The organism is Dongia mobilis (genome assembly GCF_004363235.1).
In the GTDB taxonomy this organism is placed as follows: domain Bacteria; phylum Pseudomonadota; class Alphaproteobacteria; order Dongiales; family Dongiaceae; genus Dongia; species Dongia mobilis.
The window spans coordinates 82,358-98,941 of record NZ_SNYW01000009.1 but is presented as its reverse complement, the minus strand read 5'-3'; the positions used below and the strand labels follow the sequence as shown (position 1 = coordinate 98,941).

The following is a 16,584-nucleotide window of genomic DNA, read 5'->3' as shown; positions in this document are numbered from 1 at the left end:
GGATGGACTCGTTAGGCTGAACCCCGGGCCTAGCGCCATTTCGGCCGGCCGAGGCTGTGATAGATGAAGCCCGCCTTGCGCATCTCGCGCGAGCGATAGACATTCCGCAGATCGATCACCACCGGCCGGCGCATCAATGCCCGCATGCGCTGCAGGTCCATGCCGCGATAGGCATTCCATTCGGTCAGCAGAACCAGGGCATCGGCACCAGCAAGGGCTTCATAGGCATCGTCGCAATAGCGGATGTCCGGCATCAGTCGGCGTGCCTCGCCCATACCGACGGGATCATGGGCCGAGACCACCACACCAGCCGTCTGCAGTCGCGGCAAGATAGTCAGGCTGGGTGCCTCGCGCATGTCGTCGGTGTTGGGCTTGAAGGTCAGGCCGAGTACCGCGACCCGCTGGCCGTGCGCGTCGCCCTCGAGAAGCTGGAGTACGCGATCAGCCATCGCCGATTTGCGCGCCTCGTTGTAGGCGATGGTCGCCTCGACCAGGGTCAGGGGCGCGCCGGCCGCCTGTGCCGTATGCATCAGCGCCTGAGTATCCTTGGGGAAGCACGAGCCTCCATAACCCGGACCGGGATGCAGAAACTTGGGCCCGATGCGTCCGTCGAGGCCGATGCCGCGGGCGACATCCTGCACATCCGCTCCCACCTTCTCGCACAGATCGGCAATCTGGTTGATATAGGAGATCTTGAGGGCAAGGAACGCATTGGCGGCATACTTGATGAGTTCGGCCGTCTCCAGATCGGCAAAGAGGATAGGCGTGTCGCGCAACGACAGCGGACGATAGAGGCGGCGCAGCACCTCCCGCGCTCGGTCGCTTTCGGCACCGATGACGATCCGGTCGGGCCGCATGAAGTCGCTGATCGCCGATCCTTCGCGCAGAAATTCCGGGTTGGATGCAACGTCGAAATCCGCCCCTGGTCGGGCGGAACGGATGATCCGGGCCACTTCGCGCCCGGTGCCGACCGGCACTGTCGACTTGGTGACAACGACCGTATAGGCGCTGATCTCCGCCGCTATTTCGCCCGCGGCCTGGTACACATAGGTGAGATCGGCATGGCCATCACCGCGACGGCTGGGCGTACCCACCGCTATGAAGACCGCTTCGGCTCCCTGCAGGGCATCCATTAGGTCGGTCGTGAAACGCAGCCTGCCGTCAGCACGATTGCGCGCCACCAGTTCGTCGAGCCCCGGCTCATAGATCGGAATTTCGCCCTGTTCCAGCGCCGAGATGCGAGCGGCATCCGAATCGATGCAAACCACGTCATGGCCGAATTCGGAGAAGCAGGCCCCCGATACCAGCCCGACATACCCGACACCGATCATCGCAACGCGCATGGACTACCCCGGACTTCGCTCCGGCCGGCCCGGAGAAAACGGCCGGATCATAGCTTAAGTCGGCGGGCGATGTCCGCGACAGTTTCACGAACGGCAGCGCCGATCGCCGGATGGTCCAGGGCCAGATTGACGTTGGCGGCGATGAAGCCGGCCTTGTCGCCGCAATCATAGCGTGTTCCGTCAAAACGCAGGCCGTGGAACGGCATGCGCCCGATCATCCGCGCCATGGAATCGGTCAGCTGAATTTCGCCGCCGGCGCCCGGTTCCTGCGCCGCCAGCAGGTGGAAAATCTCGGGCTGCAGGATGTAGCGGCCGATTACGGCCAGATTCGATGGCGCCTTGTCGGGGCTGGGCTTTTCGACAAGCCCGGCCACCTCGAGCAGCTTTCCCTTGTCGGCGCCGGGTTTCACGATGCCATAGCGGCTGGTGTGCTCATGCGGCACCTCCATCACGCCAATGACATTGCCGCCCGTCTCGCGATAGACGTCCGCCATCTGCTTCAGGCAGGCAACCTTGCCATGCACGAGGTCATCCGGCAGCAGGACCGCCACCGCCTCGTCGCCGATGAAGTTGCGCGCGCACCAGACGGCATGGCCGAGGCCGGCTGGCTCCTGCTGGCGCACATAGGCGATCGAACCGGCCTTGGGCAGCATATTCCGCAGCAGTTCGAGTTCGGTCTTCTTGCCGCGGCGTTCCAGCGTCTGCTCCAACTCGATCGCGTGGTCGAAATGATCCTCCATCGCCGACTTGCCGCGCGAGGTGACGAAGATCAGTTCCTCGATTCCCGCCGCATTGGCTTCCTCGACCGCATATTGGATCAGCGGCTTGTCGACCACCGTCAGCATTTCCTTGGGCATCGATTTGGTCGCCGGCAGGAAACGCGTGCCGAGCCCGGCCACCGGGAAAATTGCCTTTCTGAGCGGTTTGATCATCTTGCAGCCTCTTTCAGCGAACCATGTTGCAGCGCAAAACCTTTGCATGCGCGCGTTGCCGAGGCAAGCACGCGACGCTCAAATCATCCCTGATTCCGGACGTGTCACGGAAGGAACACCGCGCCGACACGATTGTGCCCAGCCCCGTGTGATGTCGATGAAAAATCTCGCCTCAAATCTCCGCTTCGCGCCTGTGCATCGCTGATTCGCTCGTTGGCAGCAGGTTGAGCGCATCGAGCAGGTCGCGCACTTCGGCCCGAGCCGCGACATGGGACATGCGCCACTGCACGCCCGCATCAGCCCGCGAAAGATCCAGCAAGGTCAGGCCGCGCGGAAACAACTCGCGAAAGATCACCCGCTCGGTGAATCCCGGGGCGATGCGGAAACCGATCCGCCGGGATAGCTGCTCCAGCAGGCGACCGATATCCCGCTTGTTGCGCGCATCAAGACTGGACAGCCGGTTGCGCATGACCACCCAATCAATCGGTCGCCCGCCAGCCATGGCACGGCGCTTGCGCTGCTCCCAGACTGTCTCGGCATAGACGCTGGGGCGACGGATCGAATTCCCCTCGTCCTCGATCCGGCCGAAAAGGTCGAGATCGAGAAAGGAATCGTTGAGAGGCGATATCAGGGTATCGGCGCGGCTGTGCGCAGCGCGGCTGAGGGCGCTGTCGGCGCCGGGCGTATCGATGACGATGAAGTCGCATTCGCGCAGTTGATCGAGCGCAGCCACCAGATTTGCTTCGTCTTCCGCCTGCGCCGCAGCACGGCTGTCGGCCGAACTCTGGTTGATCGCGACATGGGCCGGCATCGGTAGCGGGGTCAACATGGCCGCCGCCGAGTTTCGCCGGTTCTCGACATAGCGTGAAAGCGAACCCTGTCTTGCGTCGAGATCGATCGAGCCTACCCGCTTGACGGCCGCCAGCAGCGCCACGATCAGGTGCATCGCGGTGGTCGATTTACCCGATCCGCCCTTTTCGTTGCCAAGCACGATGATATGCGGGCCGGACCTGTTGACCATGTCAGGCAGCCGCGCCAGCTGCATGGGGCCGCAGCCAGACCGCCGTATCATGGAACACCGCGCCGCCATCGGGCTTGCCCGGTTCGTCGCTGACCAGTGCATTGACACCGAGGCCGCCGGGGAAATCGGCATTGCCCCAGAGGCTTTCGATCACCACGGTTCCCGGCAACAGGCCGTCGAAAAGCCGCGCATGCACCCGGATCGAGCCCAGGCGGTTGCCGATCTCGACCTCGACACCGTCGGCAACACCAAGCCGCGCGGCATCAGTGGGGTGAATGAGAACGGTCGGCCGCGCCTCGCGCTGGCGCGAGGTAGGCGTCATGGTGAAGGTCGAGTTGAGAAACTGCCGCGCCGGTGCGGTCACCAGCCGCAGCGGGTATTCCGCCGTCGGTCGGTCGATCAGCGCCACATAGTCGGGCAGGGCGGGCAGCCCCTCGACATCGGGGCCGATCGCCCGCCAGTCCGGCTTAAAGCGGAACCGGCCGTCGGCATGGCCGAACCCATTCAGGAAGTGGGTCGTCTCGAAGTCGAGGGCACAATCCTGCCAGCGGTTGTCATACATGGTCTGCGCATCGACATGGTCCGAGATGCGCAGTGTCTCGTCGATGATCTCCCACTCGCTCAGCGAAAAACCGCGGTGCCGGCAGCCGAGCCGTTTCGCCAACTCGGTGACGACGAAGTGGTTAGGCCGCGCCTCGCCCAGCGGTTCGACGATCCGGCGCGTGACCTGAAGATGGGTGTGGCCGCTGGCCCGGTAGATGTCGTCATGTTCCAGGAAGGTCGTGGCCGGCAGAACGATATCGGCCATGGCGGCCGTCTCGGTCATGAACTGCTCGTGCACCGCTACAAAAAGGTCGTCGCGTTCAAACCCCTTTTTCACCAATGCCGAGTTCGGGCAGACATTCATCGGATTGGTGCTCTGGACCAGCATGGCGGTCACCGGTGGCCCGTCACCGAGGTCACGCCGGTCGCCGGTCAGGATGGCGCCGAGGCGGGATTGGTCGAGTTCGCGTACCGAGGGATCGAGCAGGTCGAGGCCCTGGATGAGGCTGTTGTCGAGATGATAGATTGTGCGGTTCGAATAGTGCGCACCCCCGCCCCGCTCGGCCCAGGCGCCGGTGACGCTCGGCAGGCAACTGACCGCATGCAGACTTACGGCGCCATTGCGGGTGCGTGAAAACCCGTAGCCTACACGGATGAAGCTTTTCTTCGTGGCGCCATAGAGCCGGGCGAAGTCGCGGATCGTGGCGGCCGGAATACCGGTGATCTCTTCCGCCCATTCCGGCGACCGGCCGGCAACATGGCGTTCCAGTTCCTCCGGTACATCGGTATGGCGCGCAAGATAGGCGCGGTCGGCTAGGCCCTCCTTGAACAGGACATGCATCACAGCCACCGCCAGCGCCGCATCGCTGCCCGGGCGCAACATCAGGTGCAGGTCGGCCGCCTCGGCCGTGCCGGTACGATAGGGATCGACCACGACCAATTTGGCTCCGCGCGCCTTCCGGGCGCGGGCGATATGGGTCATGACGTTGACCTGGGTCGCCACCGGATTGCCGCCCCAGACGACGATGAGATCGCTTTCCGCCATTTCTCGGGTATCGACGCCACGCATGACCCCGACACCCGCCTGCCAACCCGCATCCGCAAGAGTGACGCAGATGGTGCTCTTCATCCGCGAATACTTTTTCTCGTGCGTCAGGCGCCAGATCCCGTCGCGCTGCACCAGGCCCATCGTGCCGGCGTAATAATAGGGGAAGACAGCCTCGGCGCCGAACCGCTGTTCGGCCCGCTCGAACTGCCGGGCAATCTCATCCAAGGCAGCCGACCATGAGATCGGCTCGAACCCCGCCCTGCCGACACCCTTGTCGCCGACACGGCGCAAGGGCTGGCGCAACCGGTCGGGGTGATGCTGGCGCTCGGCATAGCGGGCAACCTTGGCGCAGATGACACCGGCCGTGTAGGAATTGGCCTTGGCGCCGTGAATCCGGCCGATCTGCGTCGGCGAGATGCGTTCCACCTCGAGTGCGCAGGTCGAGGGACAGTCGTGCGGGCAGGCCGAATGAAAGGTGTCGAATGGCGTCATTTTTCAATGCCAAGGCAAAATCGCGGCGAAACCGCAAAAATCGCGGCGAAACCGCAAAAATCGCCCGCAATCTACCCTCTCGTGAACCTTCCGGCAACGTGGCTCACCCCGCAGCCACCGCGCAGTTCAGGCAATAGCACGTAGCGTCACAGGTCGGGGGCAATCTCCCGCCCCATACATGCCGGCACGATCGGCCACCAGCCGCCGCTTCCACCTCGTGTGCGGCAACGGATGCTACTTCCTGTCATCCATGTCGCCAGGCACGCCATAGGAGGGCGCCGCGTCCGGATTGAGGGCGCGAGTGATATAGGCGGCCATTTGCGGCTCATAGTCCTGCCATAGATGTTTCAGGGCGCCGATCGGATTCTCGTCATGCCAGTCGACCCGCAGATCGACCAGCGGCCAGGGCTGTTCGTCCACCACCAGCAGACCGGCTGAATGTACCGGCCCCATCTCGCCACCCGCGACGATGCCGGCCTCCAGGCCGGCCAGGAGGCGCGCCGCCAGATGCCCCTTAGCCCCCGCAAAGGCACGAACCATGGCGGCCGGCACGTCGGCATTCTGCAGTAGATTGCCGGCGGCCACGCAATTCTCCCCCGCCGCGACGTTATTGGTCCCGAGGGTCTTCGCCCCGGACCAATGCGCCGTACGCCCTTGCGCATCGATCATGGTGACCTGCCTGTGCTCGGCATGGGGCGCCGCCGCCATCAATGCCTTCATCGCGTCCGGCGCGCTGACGCCGCGCGCCAGCAGATCGAGGCCCTGATTGCCCAGCCGTGGATCGGTCACGTTCTGGGTAGCGACGGCGCCGACCTTGGCGCGCGCCCAGGGACAGCGCGACGCAACCGCGATCGACGAGGTCGTGATGGCAACGCCGAACATACCGGTTTTGGCACAGCGGCCGACGAGGGAGAAGGTCATGTTGGCCCCTATCTGGTCTTGCGGGCCGCCTTCCTTTTCCTGGCCGATGCCTTGGCGCGGTCCGCCTTGTCGGCGGTATCCTTCCACTGCAGTGCCGCCGGCGGCTCCGGCAGGTTCTTCATACGGGATTCCGGGATTACCGCATAGACGTCGATTTCCATCACCCATTCCGGCCGCGCCAGGCCCTGGACGACAAGGCCGGTCGAAACCGGATAGACGCCGCGGAGATGCTTGCCGATGACGCGGTAGACATCCTCGCGATAGCGCGGATCGGTGATGTAGATGACGATCTTGCAGATGTCGGCGAGCTTGCCGCCCTGCTCTTCCAGCAAATGCCTGACATTGCGCATTGCCTGTTCAGACTGCGCGGCGGCATCGCCGGTTCCGACCATGGAGCCGTCCAGCGCCTGGCCTACCTGGCCGCGCAGGAAGATGTGGTTGCCGGCACGGACCGACATCGAAAGGTCGTTGTCGAGCGATTGCTCCGGATAAGTCTTCTTGGTGTTGAACTTGCGCAGGCGGATATGGCTGTAGCTCATCGTTTCACTTCTTCTTCCATTGGTCCATGACGCGGTTGGAGAGGCCCGCGCAATCCTTCACATAGGCAAGCGCGTTCGCCATGTCGAAATTCATGTAGATATGATTGAGCTGGGCATAGGGTGGCGACTGGGCGAACAGCTCGAACGTCACCATATGCCCGGCGCGGTCGGAGTTGAGCAGATCCCTGGCGAACGCCAGCAACCGGCGGCGATCCTCAGCCGACCAGAACTCGTTGACCGAATAGTACTTGTCCATCCAGGTCTTGATTTCCGGGTTGTCGAAGGTGGCCTTGTCCGGCGTCACACAGATCTGCCCGCCGCAGAGTTCGCGGGCGAGTTGCATCATCAGCGGCAGCTGGTTGATGGCGGCATGGCGGCCGGTATAGAGCAGCGACTGGTGCGGCATCAGAAGCCCACCCGGGCTTTTCTGCGCCATCGCGATTGAAGCGATCAAATGGGCGTCGATGCTTTCCCGGTACTGCATCAAAAGGGCCAGCTTCTCGCGTACCGCCTGCTGCGCATCGAGGCCGGTCTGCCGGGCATTGAAGGCGGCAGCACCCAGCATCAGATCGGCGATATAGAGAAGGCGCAACGTGAAGGGGAAGGCGCTGTAACGGTGCAACGTGCCGCGGATAAAGGCCGCCGCCTTGGTATGGCGGTAGAACAGCACGTTCTCCCAAGGGATCAGCACGTCGTCGAAGACCAGCAGCGTGTCGACCTCGTCGCAGCGATTGGACAGCGGATAGTCCTCCGGCCGCGCGCGGCCGGTGAAGCCGGTACGGCAGATATGCTTGAGGCCGGGTGATCCCATGTCACAGATGAAGCCAAGCGCGTAGTCACTGAGCTTGTCGTCTCCCCAATTGGCGATGGTTGGCTTGACGAAGGCCTGGTTGGCATAGGCCGCCGCCGTCTCGTATTTGGCGCCGCGCACAATGATGCCCTTGTCGGTCTCCTTGACCAGGTGCAGCAGCATGTCCGGATCCTGGTCCTGGGGCCGCTTCGAGCGGTCGCCCTTGGGGTCGGTATTGGCGGAAACGTGAAAGGTATCGGATTGCAGGACGTGCTGGATATGGTTCTCGATGTTCCTGGAGAACTGGGGATCGACCTCGTTGAGAATGTCGCGGCCGTCATAGAGCGACCACATCTCGCCGACCGTCTCGTCGCCGACGCGAACCGCATAGCCGTTGATGTCCCGCATCACCGTGTCGATGGCGCGGCGCTTGGCGTGCCAGTCTTCCTGGTTGTGCGGCAGCTTGTAGCCGATGCAGTTCTCCTCGCCGGTCAACTCGTCGCGATAGGCCATCACCGGCTTGGTGTTGGATTCGTGGGCGAGGTCGTAGATTCGAGCGCGGATGTCGACGATCGGCTTGAAGGCGGGATGGGTGGTGACGTCCCTTACCCTCTCGCCATCAATCCAGACCTGTCTTCCGTCCCGGATGCTGTCCCTGTATTGCGCGCCCGTCCGAAGCATGCCCCCTGCTCCCCTTCCCGCTCAGATTCGACCGTCCTGATCTTGACTTGCGGCTTCGGAACAGGAAAATCTTTTTATCATTCCAATTGAATTGGATTAGTTAATGCCCTTCACCCTGAAGCAGTTGCGCTATTTCGTGGCGACCGCCGAAACCGGCTCGGTCACCCTGGCTGCGCAGCGGGTGAACATCTCGCAACCCTCGGTCTCGGCAGCGATTGCCGAATTGGAGGCGCGGTTCGGCGTTGATCTCTTTGTCCGCCACCATGCCCAGGGGCTCAGCCTCACTCCCGCCGGGCGGGAGTTGCTGACCGATGCCAAGAGCCTGCTGGACCATGCCGACGACGTGCGCCTGGGCGCCATGGGACTGGGCCAGGATTTGGCGGGTGAACTGCATATCGGCTGCTTCCAGACCGTGGCCCCGCTGATCCTGCCGCACCTCATCGGAATCTTTGCCAGGCAGCATTCGGAAATCAGCGTCAAGCTGCACGAAAACCATGTCCAGGGCGTACTGGACGGGCTGCGCGCGGGAGAGTTCGAGTTCGCCCTGACCTATGATCTCGGCCTCGACGACGATATCGAATTCGATACCCTGACCGAGGTGCCGTTGCATTGCATCCTGGCCAAGGACCACCCCCTCGCCCGCCACAAGGCGGTCGCCATCGCCGAATTGATCCAATATCCGCTGGTATTGCTGGCATTACCCCATTCCCGCGATTATTTCCTGTCGATCATCTACGGTCTCGGCCTGCAGCCCCGGGTGGCACACGAGACACCCAATTTCGAGATGGTGCGCGGATTGGTGGCGCATTCGGACGCCTTCTCGATCATGCATTCCCGTCCCTTGAGCGAATGGTCGCTCGACGGCAAGCGGCTCGCCTTCCTGCCGATCAAGGAAAAGCTCCGCCCGACACGGCTCGGCCTCGCACGTCTCCGGAAACTGCGCCCGACCAGGCGATCCCTCGCTTTCGCAGCACTCTGTCACCTGCATTTCCAGGGAAAATGACGCCGCCTTCCTCCCTGAGCCACCGATTCCACGTTTTCCACGTTGCGCGCCATTCAAGATTTTTTTCCCGGAGTGAAGGTTAAGCACTTGTTTCTTGCGGCCAAATTGGGCCAACATCGCAGCCGCGATGACCCCGCAAAAATCCTGACCGATTGAATGGACTTGTCTCCGTCACAGGATACAGCGTAGTCATTGGTCACGTCGCGGCTGGCCAGGATTCCCAAGCGAAGGAACCGGCGGCAGGACGATGGCAGGTTGAGGCAAACAAATCTTACTCGGGGAACCCTTCATGTGTGGCACATGCGCGGCCTGATCGCGGGCTACGTGCGGCTCACTGACCGCATTTCCGACTATGTGGGTTATCTGGCGGCGGGCCTGATCTTCTTCATGGGCGCCACGCTGATGTTCGATGCCTTCACCCGCAACGTCATCAACATGCCGGTGCATTGGGCGGTCGAACTCACCCAGTTCACCCTTGCCGCCTACTATTTCATGGGTGGCGCCTTCACCCTGAAGAACGACAGCCATGTGCGCATGGACCTGATCTACTCCGCCTTGTCGGATCGCGGTCGCGCCTGGATCAATCTGGTCACCTCCGTCTGCCTGATCTTCTATCTGGTGGTGACGCTGATCGGCGGCATTTCCAGCCTGGACTATGCCATCGAAACCAATGAACGCCGCTTCTCGATCTGGAACCCGTCGGTCATCCCCATCAAGGCACTCCTGGTCTTCTGCCTGGTGCTGATGCTGATGCAGGCGATCTCCCTGGTCTTCAAGCATGCAGCGACGCTGCGCGGGGAGAAGCTGTCATGAGCTACGAAATGATCGCGTTGGTCATGTTCGGCTCCATGCTGTTCCTGCTTGTCTCCGGGCAGCGTGTCTTTGCTGCCATCGGTTTCGTCGCCATGTCCGCGGCCCTCCTGCTCTACGGCGACGGCGCCATCGAATTGTCGTTCAACCAGGTCTTCAAGCTGTTCAACTGGTACGCTCTGCTGACGCTGCCCATGTTCATCTATATGGGCTACATCCTGGCGGAATCCGGCATCGCCGAGGATCTCTACCGGATGATGCACATTTGCTTCGGTCGGCTGAGCGGCGGCCTCGCCGTCGGCACCATTTTCGTGATGGTCATCATCTCGGCGATGAACGGCCTCAGCGTCGCCGGCATGGCGATCGGCGCCACCATCGCACTTCCCGAAATGCTGCGGCGCGGCTACGACAAGGTGTTGATTTCGGGTGTCGTCCAGGGCGGTTCGTCCCTCGGCATCCTGATTCCGCCCTCGGTGGTGATGGTGCTCTATGGCATGATCGCCCGCCAACCGGTATCGAAGCTCTGGTTCGCCGGCCTTGTGCCCGGATTGATCATGGCGGCGATGTTCGTGATCTACGTGATCATCCGGGCGCGTATGAATCCCAAACTGGCACCGGTAGTCCGGGAAGAAGAACGAACGATGCCGTTCAAGGAGAAGCTGTCGCTGATCCTTTCCGGACTTATCACCATCGGCATCTTTTTCTTCATGACCGGTCTGTTCGTCTTCGGCATCACCAGCCTGGTGGAAAGCTCGGCGGTCGGCGCCTTCTGCGCCACGCTGGCGGCGGTTCTGAAAGGGCGCTTCACCTGGCGACTGATCCGCGAGACATCGATCAAGACTCTCAATGTTTCCTGCATGTTCCTTTGGCTGATCCTGGCCGCCCTCGCCTTCGGAACGGTGTTCGACGGGCTGGGGGCCGGCAAGGCGCTGGAGAACCTGTTCCTGGTCCAGTTCGACCTGGATCCCTGGACGGTTATCGTCCTGATGATGGTTAGCTTCATCATCATGGGCGTGTTCCTGGACGACACCGCCATGCTGGTGATTGTGGCGCCGCTCTACATCCCGCTGGTAAAAACACTGGATCTGGGCTTTGACAATCAGCTCATCTGGTTCGGTGTGCTCTACACCATCACCTGCCAGATCGCCTATATCACCCCGCCCTTCGGCTACAATTTGTTCCTGATGCGCGCTTTGGCGCCCAAGGAAATCACCCTGGTCGACATCTATCGCTCAATTTGGCCATTCGTGGTTATGATGGCCATTACGATTGCACTGCTGATGGCGTTCCCCCAGATTGCCCTATGGCTCCCGGAGCACATGTCGGTAAGGGGTTAGAATGATTTCAAGAAGGGCAAATGAAGGCCCGATAGCAACCGCAGGAGGATTTGATGACTGAAGAGACGAAGAAGAAGCAGAGCCCGTCCGAAAAGATCCTGTCGACCCGTCGCGACATGCTGCGCAAGGCCGGCCTCGGTGCCGGCGCCCTTGTCGCCGCCTCGACATTGGGCGCTCCCCGTGTCGTCGCCCAGACTGGCCCGATCAAGTGGCGCTTGCAGACCTATTCGGGCGCGCCGCTGGGTGCCCATGTCATCAAGCCGCAGATTGAGGCCTTCAACAAGGCCGCCAATGGCGAGATGGAGATCGAGCTCTACTATGCCGACCAGTTGGTGCCGACGGCCGACCTTTTCCGCGCCCTGCAGTCCGGCACGCTCGACGCCGTGCAGTCCGACGAGGCGACCATGGCGTCGCCAGTCGATATCGCCGTGTTCGGGGGCTACTTCCCCTTTGCGACCCGTTACAGCCTCGACGTGCCGGCGATGTTCACCTATTACGGTCTCAACGAGATCTGGGCGGAGGCATATGCCGGCGTCGAGAACGTTACCTGGCTCTCCACTGGTGCCTGGGATCCGCTGCACATCTTTACCGTCAACAAGCCCATCCGCAGCCTCGCCGATATGAACGGCCTGCGTGTCTTCGGCGTACCGACGGCGGGCAAGTTCCTCTCCAAATACGGCCTCGTTCCCGTGACAATTCCCTGGGACAACGTCGAAGTCGCCATGCAGACCGGTGAACTGGACGGCGTGGCCTGGTGCGGTTTCACCGAGGCCTATGAAGTGGGATGGGCCGACGTCTGCAAGTATGCCCTCAGCAACTCGATCACCGGTGCCTGGTTTGGCAGCTATTTTGCCAACTCGGCAAGCTGGCAGAAGGTGCCGCCGCACCTGCAGGAGTTGTTCAAGATCACCATCGACCAGTCGCACTACTACCGCGACGTCTGGTACTGGGGCGGCGAGGCAAAGCTGCGCGTCGAAGGCGAGAAGATGGAGTTGACCGCCCTTCCCGATGAGGAATGGGCCCAGGTCGTCAAGGACTCCGAGGGCTTCTGGGACGAAGTCGCCAGCTCCAGTCCGCGTGCCGGCAAGGTCGTCGATATCTTCAAGAAGTATGCCGCCAACATGGAAAAGGCCGGCTACCCCTATCGTTGAGTGCGTGCGCGGCGGCGGCCACCTTGGTGGCCGCCGCTACCGCAACAAGCCTTTGCCGCCGGCGCTTGGCGCCGGGCAGCGAAGCAAGGTAACCTAGCCACCATTCGAACATGGTCCGGCGGTCCGCTTGCGGGCCGCCTTAATACGTGACCAGACACACAGGGTCTCCCAAATGCCGTTAAAGCCGGAACAGGTCAAAACCATCGCCCAGGCCAGAAAGATCGTCGAGGAACGCGGCCTTACCCATGTCAAGGTCGGCGTTTTCGACGGCGATGCGATCCTGCGCGGCAAGTACATGTCGAAGGCCAAATTCCTTTCCGCCCTCGAGGGCGGCTTCGGTTTCTGCGACGTCGTCCTTGGCTGGGACAGCCATGACCAGCTGTTCGACAACGTCAAATACACTGGCTGGCACACCGCCTATCCGGATGCTTTCGCCCGCATCCTGCCCGACACCTGCCGCGAACTGCCGATGGAGGACAACAATCTGTTCTTCCTGTCCGAGTTCGTCGACAAGGCCGAGCGGATCTGTCCGCGCGGCAATCTGCGGCGCGTCCTCGACCGCGCGGCAAAAATGGGCTTCGACGTCTATTCGGCGCTTGAATTCGAGTTCTTCATGTTCGACGAGACGCCGGAAAGCGTCCGTGAAAAGGGCTACAAGAACCTGACCCCGATGACCCCCGGCTGGTTCGGCTATTCGGTCATCCGCAACTCGGTCTGGTCGGAACTTTATCGCGACATCCTCGACATGTGCGAGCGGATGCGCATGCCGATCGAGGGCCTGCATACCGAAACCGGCCCGGGCGTGCTGGAGGCGGCACTGACGGTCGACAAGGCATTGGAAGCCGCCGATCGCGCCGCCCTCTTCAAGACCTTCATGAAGGTACTGGCACAGAAGCGCGGCCTGATGGCCACCTTCATGGCAAAATGGTCCAACAGCTGGCCCGGCCAGTCGGGCCACATCCACATCTCGCTGAAGGGCAAGGACGGCAAGGCGGTGTTCCACGACCCAAGGAAGGAACACCGCATGTCGGACCGCATGCGCTGGTTCGTCGGTGGCCAGCAGGCGCTGATGCCGGAACTGCTGGCGATGGTCTCGCCCACGGTCAATTCCTACTCGCGTCTTATTCCTGGATTCTGGGCCCCGACCAACGCAACCTGGGGGGTCGAGAACCGTACCTGCGCGCTGCGCGTCATTCCCGGCTCGGAGAAATCGCAGCGGGTCGAGTACCGCATCGCCGCCGCCGACTGCAATCCCTATACGGCTCTGGCGGCCGCGATCGGTTCTGGCCTTTACGGCATCGAGAACAAGATCGAGCCGACCGAAGCCATTGTCGGCAATTCCTATGACCAGAAGCATCCGGCGAAACTTGACCTGCCGGCGACCCTGTGGGACGCGGCGCAGCGACTGAAGAAGTCGAAGGCTGCACGGGAATTGTTCGGCGACGATTTCGTCGAGCATCATGCCGCCACCCGCGAATGGGAGGAGCGCGAATTCCGCAAGGCGATCACCGATTGGGAATTGCAGCGCTATTTCGAGATCATCTAACCATCATTGCCGAGGCACGCCATGTCAGCCGTCCAGAAAACCATCTCGCCGATCGACAATACCGTCTATGTCGAACGCCCGTATGCCAGCGCGACCGAGATCTCGCAGACGCTGGAGCGGGCGGCCGCGGCCCAGAAGGAATGGCGCCGGGTCCCGGTTGCCGAACGCGCCAGGATCCTCAGCCGCTTCGTGGACGAGTTCCTGAAGGGGAAGGACAGGCACGCCGAGGACATCACGCGGCAGATGGGCCGGCCGATTACGCAGAGCCCGGGCGAAATGCGCGGCTTCGAGGAGCGCGCCCGGTTCATGATCAACCTGGCGCCGGAGGCATTGGCGGATACCCTTTACACCGACAAGCCGGGCTTTACCCGGGTGTTGCATCGCGAGGCCCTCGGCGTCGTCTTCATCGTGGCGCCGTGGAACTACCCCTATCTCACCTCGGTCAACGGCGTCGTGCCGGCATTGATGGCGGGTAACGCCGTCATCCTGAAGCACTCCGCCCAGACGCCGCTTTGTGCCGAGGATTTCCAGGCAGCCCTGGATGCCGCCGGACTGCCCAAGGGTGTCTTCCAGACCCTGGTGCTCACCCATGACGATACCGCGAAGGTGATTGCGGCACCGCAGGTCGCCTATTGCAACTTCACGGGTTCGGTCGCCGGGGGCCATGCCGTGCAGCAGGCGGCACTTGGCAAGTTCATGGGACTCGGTCTCGAACTCGGCGGCAAGGACCCGGCCTATGTTCGGGCCGATGCCAACCTGGACCATGCCGTGGAAAACCTGGTCGACGGCGCCATGTTCAATTCCGGCCAATGCTGCTGTGCCATCGAGCGCATCTATGTGCATGAGAGCCTGTACGACAAGTTCGTCGACGGCTTCGTCGATCTGACCCGGAAGTACAAGCTGGGCAATCCGCTGGATTCCGCCACCAATCTGGGGCCGATGGTGCGCACCTCGGCCGCCGAATTCGTGCGCGGCCAGATCGACGCGGCCGTCAAGCAGGGCGCCAAGGCCCTGGTGGATCCCGCCCTGTTCCCGGCCAACAAGCCCGGCACGCCCTATCTGGCGCCGCAAGTCCTGGTCAATGTCGACCATTCAATGTCGGTCATGTCCGAGGAAAGTTTCGGCCCCGTGATTGGCATCATGAAGGTCAAGAACGACGCCGAGGCCGTGAAGCTGATGAACGACAGCAAATACGGCCTCACCGCCGCCCTCTGGACCATGGACGAGAAGGCCGCGCGCGAGATCGGCGACCAGCTGGAGACCGGCACGGTCTATATGAACCGCTGCGACTATCTCGATCCGGCGCTCGCCTGGGTTGGTGTCAAGGATTCGGGGCGTGGCGCCACCCTGTCACGGGTGGGCTACGAGATGCTGACCCGGCCGAAATCCTTTCACTTCCGCACCCAGATCTGAACAAAGGGCCCCGCCAAGGAACCGGCAGGGCCTGTCACCCTTCAGTTCGGGGCAATCTCCAGCATCACCGTGCCGCCGTCGGTCTTGACGGCGGTGCTGTGTGGCGACATGACGCCACCCAGGGGGCCGATCTTCTCCGGCATCCTGGCACCTTGCAGGAACTCGATCTGGCGCTGCTGGGCGCCAGTAATCGACGAGTTGGCGGGCACGGCGACCGGCGGCGGCGCCACGACCTGATAGGTCGTCGTACCGCCCAGGGTGTCGGTATACATGAAGACACCTCGCCAGCCTTCCAACAGCGGCGCCGTGCCGCTGGCCGTGATGGTGTCGGTATAGGCGCCGTCGCCGCCCTCGCCGCCCGAATCGCTGTTCACATAGACATCGTTGACCGAGATCGTGCCGGAACAGCTCTGCGGTTCCCAGGTCTGATAGCGCGCCGGCCCGAGATCGCCATCGATTGCCGCCATCGCCGCCTGCGCCTCGGGCATCTGTTGCACCATCGCCTGCATCTCCGGCGTCTGCGACATCCTCATTGCCAGCGCCGTCAGGCAGGCCTCGTCCTCGCCACAGGCCTCGGCCCCGGCCTCGAACTGGGACAGCATATCGTCGCTCGGCGCATATTGCTGCTGGTAGTCCTGGATCTGGGTCTGGGTGGTGGCCACCTTGGCCTGCTGCTCGGCAGTCATGCCATCGGGACCCACTGCCGCAGCATGGCCCGCCATCATGACGCACTGACCGTTGAACACATGTTCGATCACGGAACTGTGCCAATCCGATTTCACCTGATCCTTGACAGTCATGCGGATGCCAATGGTGGCCGTCGTGCCCGCCGGAACTGCATCGGCGGCCATCGCCGGCCATGCGACCAGCGGGAAACCCATCACTGTCAACACGGTTACCATCTTGCGCATCTGCCGCTCCGTCCTTGGCTGAATTGTTGCTCGTCACCGCTGGTGATCCGATGCCAGCGACCGTAACCGGCCCCATGGAATCGCTCAAGCCGCACCCAGGCGG

General features: G+C 62.4%; 14 protein-coding genes. 6 read left to right on the top strand and 8 right to left on the bottom strand.

Going from position 1 to position 16,584, the window contains the following annotated elements:
* Positions 1-29: 29 nt before the first annotated feature.
* The 7 genes from A8950_RS12115 to A8950_RS12085 form a co-directional block, all read right to left on the bottom strand.
* Complete coding sequence (locus tag A8950_RS12115) at positions 30-1,343, bottom strand: UDP-glucose dehydrogenase family protein (protein WP_133613943.1); 1,314 nt, start codon at positions 1,341-1,343, stop codon at positions 30-32.
* A 47-nt stretch (positions 1,344-1,390) separates the two neighbouring features.
* Positions 1,391-2,275 (bottom strand): UTP--glucose-1-phosphate uridylyltransferase GalU, encoded by an 885-nt coding sequence (gene galU / locus A8950_RS12110; protein WP_133613942.1) that lies wholly within the window; start codon positions 2,273-2,275, stop codon positions 1,391-1,393.
* A 172-nt stretch (positions 2,276-2,447) separates the two neighbouring features.
* Positions 2,448-3,296 carry a division plane positioning ATPase MipZ gene (locus A8950_RS12105; protein WP_133613941.1) on the bottom strand — a complete coding sequence of 283 codons (849 nt, stop codon included), beginning with the start codon at positions 3,294-3,296 and terminating at the stop codon, positions 2,448-2,450.
* A gap of 1 nt (position 3,297) precedes the next feature.
* Positions 3,298-5,379: a molybdopterin oxidoreductase family protein gene (locus A8950_RS12100; protein WP_133613940.1), complete on the bottom strand. Its 2,082-nt coding sequence runs from the start codon at positions 5,377-5,379 to the stop codon at positions 3,298-3,300.
* 234 nt (positions 5,380-5,613) lie between these two features.
* Positions 5,614-6,300 carry a DUF1028 domain-containing protein gene (locus A8950_RS12095; RefSeq protein ID WP_133613939.1) on the bottom strand — a complete coding sequence of 229 codons (687 nt, stop codon included), beginning with the start codon at positions 6,298-6,300 and terminating at the stop codon, positions 5,614-5,616.
* An 8-nt stretch (positions 6,301-6,308) separates the two neighbouring features.
* A complete protein-coding gene (locus A8950_RS12090) occupies positions 6,309-6,839 on the bottom strand; it encodes a RidA family protein (RefSeq protein WP_133613938.1) in 531 nt (176 codons plus the stop codon).
* 4 nt (positions 6,840-6,843) lie between these two features.
* Complete coding sequence (locus tag A8950_RS12085) at positions 6,844-8,310, bottom strand: 4-hydroxyphenylacetate 3-hydroxylase family protein (protein WP_133613937.1); 1,467 nt, start codon at positions 8,308-8,310, stop codon at positions 6,844-6,846.
* 103 nt (positions 8,311-8,413) lie between these two features.
* Here A8950_RS12085 and A8950_RS12080 point away from each other — a divergent pair, with 103 nt between their 5' ends.
* The 6 genes from A8950_RS12080 (at position 8,414) to A8950_RS12055 (ending at position 15,570) form a co-directional block, all read left to right on the top strand.
* Complete coding sequence (locus tag A8950_RS12080) at positions 8,414-9,313, top strand: LysR family transcriptional regulator (protein WP_133613936.1); 900 nt, start codon at positions 8,414-8,416, stop codon at positions 9,311-9,313.
* A 300-nt stretch (positions 9,314-9,613) separates the two neighbouring features.
* Positions 9,614-10,126 carry a TRAP transporter small permease subunit gene (locus tag A8950_RS12075; protein ID WP_133613935.1) on the top strand — a complete coding sequence of 171 codons (513 nt, stop codon included), beginning with the start codon at positions 9,614-9,616 and terminating at the stop codon, positions 10,124-10,126.
* Positions 10,123-11,460: a TRAP transporter large permease gene (locus tag A8950_RS12070; protein ID WP_133613934.1), complete on the top strand. Its 1,338-nt coding sequence runs from the start codon at positions 10,123-10,125 to the stop codon at positions 11,458-11,460. The genes A8950_RS12075 and A8950_RS12070 overlap by 4 nt, the downstream gene beginning before the upstream one ends.
* A gap of 53 nt (positions 11,461-11,513) precedes the next feature.
* Complete coding sequence (dctP, locus tag A8950_RS12065; RefSeq protein WP_133613933.1) at positions 11,514-12,611, top strand: TRAP transporter substrate-binding protein DctP; 1,098 nt, start codon at positions 11,514-11,516, stop codon at positions 12,609-12,611.
* A gap of 172 nt (positions 12,612-12,783) precedes the next feature.
* Positions 12,784-14,157 (top strand): glutamine synthetase family protein, encoded by a 1,374-nt coding sequence (locus A8950_RS12060; RefSeq protein WP_133613932.1) that lies wholly within the window; start codon positions 12,784-12,786, stop codon positions 14,155-14,157.
* Positions 14,158-14,178: 21 nt separating this feature from the next.
* Positions 14,179-15,570 carry an aldehyde dehydrogenase family protein gene (locus tag A8950_RS12055; RefSeq protein ID WP_133613931.1) on the top strand — a complete coding sequence of 464 codons (1,392 nt, stop codon included), beginning with the start codon at positions 14,179-14,181 and terminating at the stop codon, positions 15,568-15,570.
* 41 nt (positions 15,571-15,611) lie between these two features.
* Here the strand turns inward: A8950_RS12055 and A8950_RS12050 are convergent, their stop codons facing one another.
* Entirely contained in the window at positions 15,612-16,481 is an 870-nt protein-coding gene (locus A8950_RS12050) for a hypothetical protein (RefSeq protein WP_133613930.1), read from the bottom strand.
* Between the last annotated feature and the right edge of the window lie 103 nt (positions 16,482-16,584).

Coding starts and splice junctions, on each gene's coding strand:
- A8950_RS12085 (WP_133613937.1), bottom strand. CDS start 8,310: ATGCTTCGGACGGGCGCGCAATACAGGGACAGCATCCGGGACGGAAGA.
- A8950_RS12115 (WP_133613943.1), bottom strand. CDS start 1,343: ATGCGCGTTGCGATGATCGGTGTCGGGTATGTCGGGCTGGTATCGGGG.
- A8950_RS12050 (WP_133613930.1), bottom strand. CDS start 16,481: ATGCGCAAGATGGTAACCGTGTTGACAGTGATGGGTTTCCCGCTGGTC.
- A8950_RS12055 (WP_133613931.1), top strand. CDS start 14,179: ATGTCAGCCGTCCAGAAAACCATCTCGCCGATCGACAATACCGTCTAT.
- A8950_RS12105 (WP_133613941.1), bottom strand. CDS start 3,296: ATGGTCAACAGGTCCGGCCCGCATATCATCGTGCTTGGCAACGAAAAG.
- galU (WP_133613942.1), bottom strand. CDS start 2,275: ATGATCAAACCGCTCAGAAAGGCAATTTTCCCGGTGGCCGGGCTCGGC.
- dctP (WP_133613933.1), top strand. CDS start 11,514: ATGACTGAAGAGACGAAGAAGAAGCAGAGCCCGTCCGAAAAGATCCTG.
- A8950_RS12100 (WP_133613940.1), bottom strand. CDS start 5,379: ATGACGCCATTCGACACCTTTCATTCGGCCTGCCCGCACGACTGTCCC.
- A8950_RS12090 (WP_133613938.1), bottom strand. CDS start 6,839: ATGAGCTACAGCCATATCCGCCTGCGCAAGTTCAACACCAAGAAGACT.
- A8950_RS12080 (WP_133613936.1), top strand. CDS start 8,414: ATGCCCTTCACCCTGAAGCAGTTGCGCTATTTCGTGGCGACCGCCGAA.
- A8950_RS12095 (WP_133613939.1), bottom strand. CDS start 6,300: ATGACCTTCTCCCTCGTCGGCCGCTGTGCCAAAACCGGTATGTTCGGC.
- A8950_RS12070 (WP_133613934.1), top strand. CDS start 10,123: ATGAGCTACGAAATGATCGCGTTGGTCATGTTCGGCTCCATGCTGTTC.
- A8950_RS12060 (WP_133613932.1), top strand. CDS start 12,784: ATGCCGTTAAAGCCGGAACAGGTCAAAACCATCGCCCAGGCCAGAAAG.
- A8950_RS12075 (WP_133613935.1), top strand. CDS start 9,614: ATGCGCGGCCTGATCGCGGGCTACGTGCGGCTCACTGACCGCATTTCC.